This is a genomic window from Acidovorax sp. FJL06 (assembly GCF_003852545.1).
Classification (GTDB): Bacteria; Pseudomonadota; Gammaproteobacteria; order Burkholderiales; family Burkholderiaceae_C; genus Acidovorax.
Window position 1 is genome coordinate 1 of record NZ_QAJR01000037.1, and the last position, 7,741, is coordinate 7,741.

Consider the following 7,741-nt stretch of genomic DNA (forward strand, 5'->3'; position numbering starts at 1 on the left):
GGGGCTGCATTTGGGGTGGGGGGCACGCGATAAGCGGCCCCCGGTGCAGGTGGCAACCTGCTGGGGGTCCCGTCGATTTTTCCCCACGTTGAGCGAAGCGTGTGGGGAAAAGATCGATGGGGGCGAAGCCAGCGGTGCAGGTGGCAACCTGCTGGGGGGAGCCGCAAGAAAAAAAAAAGGAGAGCCGGAGCGAAGCGGAGTGCTTTTTTTTTTCTTGTGGGGGGCAAAGCCCCGCCCGTCTGGCGCTCAGGCGCAAGACCACCCGGGTTAACCGGTCCCCGCGTAAGCGGGGATGTGTCTGCGATCGATTGGGGTAGCGATAGCTAACCCAAGCGAGCGCGGGCACAAGGTGAAGCCGGGTGGTCTTGCGCCGCAGGCGCAGGACGGGCCCCCGAGGTCCCCCACCGAAGGATGGGGGGCCGCTGGAGTCATTGCTACAGCAATGACGTGAAGGCAAAGGCTTAGAGCGGCCCTCCGGCCGCCAAAGCCTGCGCAGGTGATGGAACATCACCGGAGTGTATCACCGGAAAGTTGCTTCGGGAAAGTGCCGCTATCGCGGCAGTTTTCCGAAGTTACTTTCCGGTGGCAAGCAAAGAGGCACCCCGTAGGGGTGCCCGCAGCGCAGCCCCGCGAGGCGAAAAAAAACAGGGGCCTAAGCCCCTGTTTTTGTTCGTCTTGCGGTGAGATTACGCCGCAGGTGGAATCTCTTTCAGGTCGGCTTCAACCGCCGAAACATAGCGCTGGAGAGCTTCAACACAGGGCTCTGACCAATCGACTTGGAAGCCGTTTTCCTTCACTTTTGCATCGAGTTCTTCAATCTTTTCCACCAGTGCAATTGGAAGTTTGACACCAAATTTACGGAAGCTTCTAGCGCCTTTTGCCTTAAGAACTTTCATACTTTTTCCTTACTTTACGCCGATTTCTGCACCTGTTTTGCTACCACTTTGAACACCTTCACTGGAGTTCTGTGTCTTGCTCTTCTCCGCCTTTGTTGACAAGCTGGAGCGCAAATTGAAGTCTACCACCTTGCCACTAACTGCCCCATCACCAAACCAAACCACTCCGTTCTTTTCCACTCTGAAACCCGCCCCTTGATTCCAGTAAACGGCATCTTTACTCATGAATTTGATTCCCTTGACACCCGTCAAATCTGCACCAAATCCTGATTCTTCATTATTTTTGACAACCTGTTTCCACACCGCTGCAATCGTCTGAACAGGGATTTCATCCCATACTTTCAAAACATTTTCTTCTGCTTCATCCGGGTCTTTTATCGCCTTGCTCCCAATTTTTCCAGCTATTTCCGTGAATATCAAATTCGTAAAATCACACATGTTTGCAAAGTTGCGCATATAAATCTGCGCCTCTTTTTCATGCTGCATCGGGTTAAGGTCCCATCCATTGGCAACGTTTGTGCAACCGTTGATGCGCCTTTCAAGCTTCATTCTGATCATATTGTCTGCCAAAATTTGCTTGTCTTGGTTCGAAAACTTAGCCTGCATTGAAGTCGGCAGGCTATCTAAAAACTTCTTGTATTCGTCTTGGCTCTTGCTCTTTAACTGCACAAGTTCAGCAGCATCACTATATATACTCTTGAATTCTGGGTCACTTCCCCCCCTCATGTCCTCTGCAATAACTTGCGTTTTTCCAGGAACACGGGTACTAAATGCACTTGAAATCACTGCAATAGCTGGCAGTTTTATGCTTACTGCCGACTCTTCTTTGGCTTCGATTGATTTCTTTTTGCTAATCAATGATTCAGATTCGCTCTTACTTTCAGAGCCGGAGCCAGCTCCAACACTCGCCGCATTGTCAGAGCAAGCAGACAACAAAAACACAATAGACAATGCGCAAATTATCGATTTCATACGTCAAAACTCCTCGGAATATACTCAAATGGCGGCGTTGTTATGTTGTATCTTATTTCGCATGATCCCAAATGTGATGCACAACCAGTCAACAAAACAGCAGCTATAACAAAAACAAATTTCATTTTTCACCTTCTGCTTTTGGCTTCAAAAATTCATCTACCCCGCTTCTAACTGCCTCTCTTTGATCGCTATTTGCTCGCTCCTGACGCGCTTTAACAGATGCTTCAACTTGCTTTTGAGCCTCCTTCATCCTTGCATCCGCTGATTTTTCCCCCTGCTTATCACCTGTGATTCGCGCAAAATCACGATCAAAACTCGCGCTTTCCCTTTCATGTACAGCTTCTTTTTTGTCAATTCTTTGCTCAACATCTGCATCTTTGTGCAAAAACAGCCATGCAGCAAAGAGACCAGCAGGAATAACCAATGCAACTAAAGCCGGTGGAAATGTCATATTAAATCCTCTGCCTTCTTAATTTCAGCACCTTTTACAGCACAAATTTTAACATTTTCCACACTCTTTTGCACCGTCAAATTGCAAATATGAGCGAATTTTGCAAGCCCTAAACCATAGATTACACATACTTTTTTTGGCAGGTTTTGCATCATGTTTTCATCAACAAAATAGCGCTCTGCTTGCCTAATTGAACGATCACTTCTAACCTTTTCAGTAAGCGCAACGTTCTTCGCAACTGATCTAGTTTCGTCATCAACTAGGATCGTTCCTGACATGCGGGCGAGCCATTCGGCTGTTACTGGATCGTTCACTGCATAGCAAATTTTGAGTTTGCAGTTTTCGACTACCGAGCCCACAACTGCATCTCCGTCGAGCCCGCCAACGTCCCGCAAGTCGGCCAACGATTGATGCGCTACGACCACGTGAACACCCTTGTCTCTGGCCGCTCCCAGTGCCTCTAAGCTGCTCCTGCTCAAGTGGTATTTGGCTTCATCTAGAACGATGGCCACAGGGCGCAGCGCTCCCCCGATACGGTCCCGCTTTTCGGCTATTTGCAGCAATCGAACCAGGATCATTTTTTGAAGGCGGACAAGCTTTTCTGTTCGCATGTGGCCGACTACGTAACAGCTTCCACCTTCGTCAATGATTCGGGCCAAGCTAACCCCTTTACCTGGGGCGGCGTTGGCTGCCAAGACCTCTCCCAGCTCGCGCAACTTCCCCCCAATTTTTGGCGCGTGCTCGTCCAAAACTTCGGCGTTTCTCTCGTACGCCTGGGCGGCGGTCAGGTCATCCGCCTCAATTTCACGGGCGACGATGCCTGCATATTTCCGATCTGCGATTGAATAAAAATCAGCCGCCGTGCCGGTATCGTTCAAACCAAAACCAGCAACAAAAAGCTCTTCTATTTCATCGGCGCTTGCCCCGTCGAATAGGTTGAACTGGGGCAGCTTTTCGCGCAGATTTATGTAATGGTGCGTGGACCCTGCTTGCCGTGCGGCATCTGCGAACGTGTGCGGCCCCCATTCGTCATCCTTTGGATCAAGAAAAAAAACGGCCTCGCCTTTCTTGATCCACTGCGCGCCAAGTACAGCCAGCGCAACACCCTTTCCAGCTCCTGACGTTCCCACAATCTGAATATGCGGCATTGTGGGAAACGTTTTTTGCTCCAAATAGATAGGCTTCCGGTGCTCATCCAGTCCGATAAAAACACCTTCATCTTTGAAAAACTTGTTTGGAACAAATGATTTTTCAGCATCCGGAAGATGCTTATTTATCTCGCGAACATCTGTTTTCTTGTTTCGCTCTGATGCTGTTTTCTTCGTGAATCCTTGCCCGAATTTTTCCAAAATCGGTGTAACTTTTCTCAAAAACAAAATTCCGCACCAAACACCGAAAGCAAGCGAAGCGCAAAAAATGATCAGGTATTTTGTGTCTGGCTGCTTTCCAAACCACTCAGCGATAAACCAAAAACCGGCCAAAGCAGCGCCAGAAACTGCAATTGATGCCCAAAACTGGCGCTTCATTTCTGCTTCTTGTCGGTCAGCATCAATCATGAAAACCCACGCCGCGCCGCAAGGGATGCCGGAAAACAGCCACATCCATTCAAGCCATTTCATCAACATTTAGAACACCTTTTCGAGATTCGATAACAGAATTTTATCGAGTCAAACAACAAAAAAGACCCCCGAAAAGCACGCCTTTTGATGACGTTTCGGGGGTCTTTGTGCTCAGTTGCTGCCGAATTTTTCTTGCAAAATTTGCCGCACCTCATCCGCGATTTTTGTTCCTCGTGCCGCCGTTTGCATCTTGATTGCACGGTGCAAACTGGCCGGAATGTCGATGGTTAGACGCTTCATGGGCTCTTCCTCTACCCTGTTTTCGACCCAGTTATCTGCCGCCGCTGGTGCTGCCGCCGCCCTGGTGCTGGGCTTCGTCCCTATGGAAATCTTCTTCGCGTTCACTTTGCAAACTCCATCAATTCAACGCGCACGGCGTCAATCTCTGCGGCTGCTTGCCCGCTCTTGTCCAGCTCGAAAACCGCCTTGCCCTGGGCTGCAGCTTCCGCAAACAAAACCCGCTGCGTGACGCTCGCGGCCAGGACTGGGAGCGCGTATCCGGCCAGCGCTTCCCCTACGTCGCGTCCAATCGCCGTATTTGCGATTTTACGATTTACCACAAATGCGGCTTTCTGGTTTTGCTTGTAGATTGCAGCCTCCTGGATGAGCTTCACCACCTCGTCAGCCGCCCAAATGTCATAGGGGGAAGGCTGCACCGGGATCAGCACAACATCAGCGGCCATGATCACCGAGCGGGCCAGATCGGTGACCCGTGGAGGGCCGTCGATCACGATGTGGTCATACCCCTGGCCGATTTGTGCAATTTCCTTGTGGACCGTTGGGCGGGGCAACCCGACCACCGAAAACAGGGGTTCACCTTCGCGAGCTGCAGCCCAGTCCAAGGCGCTGCCCTGCGGGTCTGCATCGATCAGCAGCACACGCGCCCCAGTCTGCGCAAGGCTGGCGGCAAGGTTCACGCTCAAGGTGGTTTTGCCCACCCCTCCCTTTTGGTTCAACATTCCAATGATCATTTGGGTTCTCCTTATTGCGCCATCCGTAAGCGGCTCAGTTCTTCTTCTGCCGCGTAAGCCCTGTGAAACTCTGTTTTTTCAGATCGCCGCAAGCGGTCTAGCTCGGCCTGCTGGTCTGCCAATGCGAATTCGGCGCACGATGCGCGCGTCTCAGCCTCGCTGTGCGCGTCCCGCGCCTCGCTGAGTGCCTTTTTCGTTGCCTCGTGCTCGGCCCTCTCCTGGGCCAGTTGTGCGCGCAGCTGGGCTAGCTCTGTCGAAATTTCCATAAATCACCTTTACGCTTTTAAAGAAACACAGTTTTGAAGATGGGAGCGCATTGCGGTTTCGAGATCCCTCAACTCGTCGCGCAGGCGATTTCTCTCCCTTGCTACGCGGTGTAGCTCTTCGTCGAGACTGACAGCAACAAGGTTCAAGCGTTCGGCCTCAGGCCGATAGAAGGCGAGTTCACTCAGAGCGTCATTTAGCTTGCGCTCCGCCCGCGCCGCCCGCTCTTCGGCCGCAGCGTGCTGCTCGTGCAACTTCTCGGCCTGTGCCCGCACCTGGGCGAGTTCTTCGCGGACCTGGGAGAGAGCTTCATGACCGATTTCCATAAATACCACCTTGCGCTTTTACCGTTTTACGATTTTACGATTTTACAGAAAACAGATGAAAAAGTAAAGAAGAAATTGAGGTGAGTTCATGCCTGTTCCCCGCCTGGATAACTCACCTGCCCACACCGCAAGGGTGTGGACAGCCCTGCGGGTGCGTGAGTTAACCGGGCTCGACACTGACGCCCTACGGTGGACAAGCCTGCGGCTTGCCCACTCTCCGGTTGCCCTACCAACTTTTTATAAAAAAACCAAAAAACCGGGTTGCCCACACAAGGTGGACAACCCAAAACCCGGACACCCCCCAACTGCAAAACCGTCAGCCGGGGCCCGTGCGCCGAAGGGCGCACAGGGGGCGCAGCCCAGGGGGGCCGGGGGGCCGCAGGCACCACGCGGAGGAGCGCCCTAGCGCGGGCCGGAGGCCGGGGGGAAAGGCCGCGAAGCAGGCCCCTTTGCTCGACCCCCCCTTGGGGGGTCTCGATATGGTTCCCCCGACGCTCGATAGATCATAAGAAGGAACGCCGTTTCGCCCCTTTGAAATCAACAACTTAGCGGGGGCAGAGGATCACAGCTGATGATCTGCAGGCGGATCACAGCTGATGATTCTTTGCTTTCCGTTTGCAATCATGTATGATTGCAACGCGATCAAGAAAGACCCCCCCAATAGTTCACTATTTGAGCATGGAGCGATCAAGGATGACACTGAAAATAAAAGCCGCGAGTGGTGCACCGATCAACCAGGTGATCCAGCCAGGCCAGGCACATTTCGCCATGGTGGAGAAGACCGCCCTTTACAATCTCGATGAGCTGATGCGCCAGGACATGCAGGCCGCTCGCTTGATCGTCTCTCTTGTGCGCCTCATGGAGCCCGGTTCAGGGGGCGTGGTGGTCGTTTCACGGGCCTCGCTGGCCGAGCTGCTGGGTGTATCCCTCCCAACCGTCCAAAGGGCTATAAGAACGCTTGTGGAAGGTCATTGGGTACACCGTCTCAAGATCGGTGGAGCCTATGCCCTGGCCGTGAATACAGCGGTCGCCTGGGTAGGTCCACGGGGCCAGCTTGCGCACGCTGTTTTCAGTGCGACGGTGATTGCCAGCCGGAGCGAGCAAGACGCTGTTGGCCTCGATCCTGGCACGCTGCGGCAGATCCCTACGGCTCTTCCTGGTGAGGCTGTTTTGCCCTATGGAGCGGAGCCAGAGCCACCGGCACAGCAGAGCCTTGACGGCGTGCCGCACGCGATCGCCACGCAAGGGGGCGCAGCATGATCCCGGTCGCCTTCGAGCTGGAGGAATCGCAGGCCCTCGCCCTGGCCCAGTTCGTCAAGCGTGTGGGGTGGTCTGACATTCGCCAAAACGCGGTTTCTGACGATGAGGCGTACACGATGCGGGATGCCCTCGGGGAGCTGGCCAAGGCACTGCGAGAAAGCGGCTATTCCCCACGCTGAGGCCACGCGCTGGCCTCGTAAAACTCAAAGCAGGCGTAATGCTCGGCCTTCAGTGCAATCTCTGTGCCCCTGATATTCACCGAGGGGATTGCGTTAAAAATCCTGCGCAGTCCCTTGGCTAGCTTCCCCGAGCTGCAAACGTAGTGCACGGCCCCTATGGTCCCTGCCCTGCGCATTTGCAGATACTCGGCGATGATGGCTTGGTAACGCTTGGGGGTCTTCACGCTTCGCTCCACCTCCACGGCCACGCGCTGCCCTCCAAGCGTTATCACGCCGTCCGGGACCTTGAGCCATGGGGACGCGGCCCCGGCTTCTTTGGCCTTCGCTGCCTCCCTGCGAATGTGCCGTTCTGCCTGCCAGTCTGTGCCCCCTGCCTTCTCGGCTGCAATGCGGGCTCTCTGTACTGCTAGCGTGTGCTGCACGGTGATTTCACTCACCCGCGCATCAAACACCGATAAGGGGTCTTCGCTGTCCCCCAGATACTCAATCTGGCCCATGAGCGACACGGACCACACACTAGCCCGCCCTACTGCGTGTCGGTCTAGGTGCCCTTTTTTTTCCATCGCGATTAGTGCCTTGTAGGCTGTTGCTGGTGTGACACCGAGCACCAGGGCGGCGGTTTGGTAATCGGTGTACACCTCGGCCTTTAGCCACTCCACAAGACGCGATCTTTTGGCCTCTACGCGGGCGGAAATTTCGGTGCGGGATTTCAGGAGATTAGACATAGAGCTGACGCTAGAAAAAGACCACGAAGGCACAGGCGGGAGCCTGTGCGGGGGAGCCACCCCAAATGCAGCCCC

At 53.9% G+C, this 7,741-nt stretch carries 11 protein-coding genes; 2 read left to right on the forward strand and 9 right to left on the reverse strand.

Annotated features, from left to right (window positions below):
- Window positions 1-686 precede the first annotated feature (686 nt).
- The 8 genes from DBV10_RS19390 to DBV10_RS19425 form a co-directional block, all read right to left on the reverse strand.
- On the reverse strand, window positions 687-896 hold the full coding sequence (locus tag DBV10_RS19390; protein WP_124515240.1) for a hypothetical protein: 210 nt from the start codon (window positions 894-896) through the stop codon (window positions 687-689).
- Between the two features lie 9 nt (window positions 897-905).
- Window positions 906-1,868 (reverse strand): membrane lipoprotein lipid attachment site-containing protein, encoded by a 963-nt coding sequence (locus tag DBV10_RS19395; RefSeq protein ID WP_124515241.1) that lies wholly within the window; start codon window positions 1,866-1,868, stop codon window positions 906-908.
- Window positions 1,869-1,989: 121 nt separating this feature from the next.
- On the reverse strand, window positions 1,990-2,322 hold the full coding sequence (locus DBV10_RS19400; protein ID WP_124515242.1) for a hypothetical protein: 333 nt from the start codon (window positions 2,320-2,322) through the stop codon (window positions 1,990-1,992).
- Entirely contained in the window at window positions 2,319-3,947 is a 1,629-nt protein-coding gene (locus DBV10_RS19405) for a TraM recognition domain-containing protein (protein WP_124515243.1), read from the reverse strand. The genes DBV10_RS19400 and DBV10_RS19405 overlap by 4 nt, the downstream gene beginning before the upstream one ends.
- Window positions 3,948-4,052: 105 nt before the next feature.
- On the reverse strand, window positions 4,053-4,286 hold the full coding sequence (locus tag DBV10_RS19410; protein ID WP_124515244.1) for a hypothetical protein: 234 nt from the start codon (window positions 4,284-4,286) through the stop codon (window positions 4,053-4,055).
- On the reverse strand, window positions 4,283-4,912 hold the full coding sequence (gene parA, locus DBV10_RS19415) for a ParA family partition ATPase (RefSeq protein WP_124515245.1): 630 nt from the start codon (window positions 4,910-4,912) through the stop codon (window positions 4,283-4,285). Before parA ends, DBV10_RS19410 begins: the two co-directional genes overlap by 4 nt.
- Window positions 4,913-4,923: 11 nt before the next feature.
- On the reverse strand, window positions 4,924-5,178 hold the full coding sequence (locus DBV10_RS19420; protein WP_124515246.1) for a hypothetical protein: 255 nt from the start codon (window positions 5,176-5,178) through the stop codon (window positions 4,924-4,926).
- A 9-nt stretch (window positions 5,179-5,187) separates the two neighbouring features.
- Window positions 5,188-5,502, reverse strand: a complete 315-nt coding sequence (locus DBV10_RS19425) for a hypothetical protein (RefSeq protein WP_124515247.1) — start codon at window positions 5,500-5,502, stop codon at window positions 5,188-5,190.
- A gap of 693 nt (window positions 5,503-6,195) precedes the next feature.
- Between DBV10_RS19425 and DBV10_RS19430 the strand changes: the two genes are divergently transcribed.
- Both DBV10_RS19430 and DBV10_RS19435 read left to right on the forward strand, forming a co-directional pair.
- Window positions 6,196-6,762 carry a helix-turn-helix domain-containing protein gene (locus tag DBV10_RS19430; protein ID WP_158616836.1) on the forward strand — a complete coding sequence of 189 codons (567 nt, stop codon included), beginning with the start codon at window positions 6,196-6,198 and terminating at the stop codon, window positions 6,760-6,762.
- Window positions 6,759-6,941 (forward strand): hypothetical protein, encoded by a 183-nt coding sequence (locus DBV10_RS19435; RefSeq protein WP_124515249.1) that lies wholly within the window; start codon window positions 6,759-6,761, stop codon window positions 6,939-6,941. The genes DBV10_RS19430 and DBV10_RS19435 overlap by 4 nt, the downstream gene beginning before the upstream one ends.
- Here DBV10_RS19435 and DBV10_RS19440 read toward each other — a convergent pair.
- Window positions 6,926-7,666, reverse strand: coding sequence for a hypothetical protein (locus DBV10_RS19440; RefSeq protein ID WP_124515250.1), 741 nt, complete (start codon window positions 7,664-7,666; stop codon window positions 6,926-6,928). The two genes, DBV10_RS19435 and DBV10_RS19440, sit on opposite strands and share 16 nt — an antisense overlap.
- Window positions 7,667-7,741 lie beyond the last annotated feature (75 nt).

Coding starts and splice junctions, on each gene's coding strand:
- DBV10_RS19390 (WP_124515240.1), bottom strand. CDS start 896: ATGAAAGTTCTTAAGGCAAAAGGCGCTAGAAGCTTCCGTAAATTTGGT.
- DBV10_RS19395 (WP_124515241.1), bottom strand. CDS start 1,868: ATGAAATCGATAATTTGCGCATTGTCTATTGTGTTTTTGTTGTCTGCT.
- DBV10_RS19400 (WP_124515242.1), bottom strand. CDS start 2,322: ATGACATTTCCACCGGCTTTAGTTGCATTGGTTATTCCTGCTGGTCTC.
- DBV10_RS19405 (WP_124515243.1), bottom strand. CDS start 3,947: ATGTTGATGAAATGGCTTGAATGGATGTGGCTGTTTTCCGGCATCCCT.
- parA (WP_124515245.1), bottom strand. CDS start 4,912: ATGATCATTGGAATGTTGAACCAAAAGGGAGGGGTGGGCAAAACCACC.
- DBV10_RS19420 (WP_124515246.1), bottom strand. CDS start 5,178: ATGGAAATTTCGACAGAGCTAGCCCAGCTGCGCGCACAACTGGCCCAG.
- DBV10_RS19425 (WP_124515247.1), bottom strand. CDS start 5,502: ATGGAAATCGGTCATGAAGCTCTCTCCCAGGTCCGCGAAGAACTCGCC.
- DBV10_RS19430 (WP_158616836.1), top strand. CDS start 6,196: ATGACACTGAAAATAAAAGCCGCGAGTGGTGCACCGATCAACCAGGTG.
- DBV10_RS19435 (WP_124515249.1), top strand. CDS start 6,759: ATGATCCCGGTCGCCTTCGAGCTGGAGGAATCGCAGGCCCTCGCCCTG.
- DBV10_RS19440 (WP_124515250.1), bottom strand. CDS start 7,666: ATGTCTAATCTCCTGAAATCCCGCACCGAAATTTCCGCCCGCGTAGAG.